This is a genomic window from Vibrio sp. 03_296, from assembly GCF_002265885.1.
The window spans coordinates 1-1,027 of the sequence record NZ_NPKW01001197.1 but is presented as its reverse complement, the minus strand read 5'-3'; the positions used below and the strand labels follow the sequence as shown (position 1 = coordinate 1,027).

Annotated in this window: 2 tRNA genes and 2 rRNA genes; all 4 read left to right on the top strand. The window is 48.7% G+C overall.

Annotated features, from left to right (window positions below):
- Positions 1-91: ribosomal RNA gene (locus tag CIK04_RS30935) — 23S ribosomal RNA — on the top strand; the annotation flags it as partial.
- Positions 92-180: 89 nt separating this feature from the next.
- Positions 181-296 (top strand): 5S ribosomal RNA (gene rrf, locus CIK04_RS30930).
- Between the two features lie 30 nt (positions 297-326).
- Positions 327-403 (top strand) — tRNA-Asp (locus CIK04_RS30925).
- Between the two features lie 35 nt (positions 404-438).
- A tRNA-Trp gene (locus tag CIK04_RS30920) sits at positions 439-515 on the top strand.
- Positions 516-1,027: the final 512 nt, after the last annotated feature.

The window sequence follows — 1,027 nt, the reverse complement described above, 5'->3', positions numbered from 1 at the left end:
TTGTTCGAGACTAGAACGTTGATAGGCAGGGTGTGTAAGCGCTGTGAGGCGTTGAGCTAACCTGTACTAATTGCCCGTGAGGCTTAACCATACAACACCCAAAGGGTTTTGATGGACTCAAAGCAAGAACGAATTGAATGTGTAGAGAACGCAAACAGCTTTCCGAATTTTAAGAATTTGCTTGGCGACCATAGCGTTTTGGACCCACCTGAACCCATTCCGAACTCAGAAGTGAAACGAAATAGCGTCGATGGTAGTGTGGGGTTTCCCCATGTGAGAGTAGAACATCGCCAGGCTTTTAATTTAGACTTAGGTCTAACCAGTGCGGAGCGGTAGTTCAGTTGGTTAGAATACCGGCCTGTCACGCCGGGGGTCGCGGGTTCGAGTCCCGTCCGCTCCGCCACTTATTCGAGAGTCGTCTCATTAAAAACGAACTACAGGGGTGTAGCTCCAATTGGCAGAGCAGCGGATTCCAAATCCGCGTGTTGGGAGTTCGAATCTCTCCACCCCTGCCATATCCAAGGCTCTGAACGAAAGTTCAGAGCCTTTTTCATTGTGCGCCGAGCATGGCGTTGATCTAGGAGGTGAAAGTCCTCTACGGGCTCAGTCGAGCGAGAACCGTTAGCCTATGCAAGGGTGTTCACCGTGAGGTGAAACCTAAAGGAAGCAAACGGCAAAACTTGGTTGTGACGAACAGAAACCTGATAGTAGGCCTGTACAACTTGGGTAACCTAGCAATAGATAGAACAGCCCAATGCCTCGACGGGAAGTGTGTATAGGTAAATCAGGCATAACCAAGGGAAAGAGCAACGTCTTACCTCGGGAGATCTCATTGCCTGTCTCAGATGAGACTAATACAGCAGTGATGTTGTGTGATGGGTAATGAGAAGTCAGCAGAAGGCATAGTACTTTGAGGAAGTACAACTCAAGGGAAGGCCTGAACTGAATATATCAAGAAGCAGTCACTAGACACTCAATCATGTGGAGTCATAGCAAGATGGAAGACATCTCTACGTCCCAATGGGCG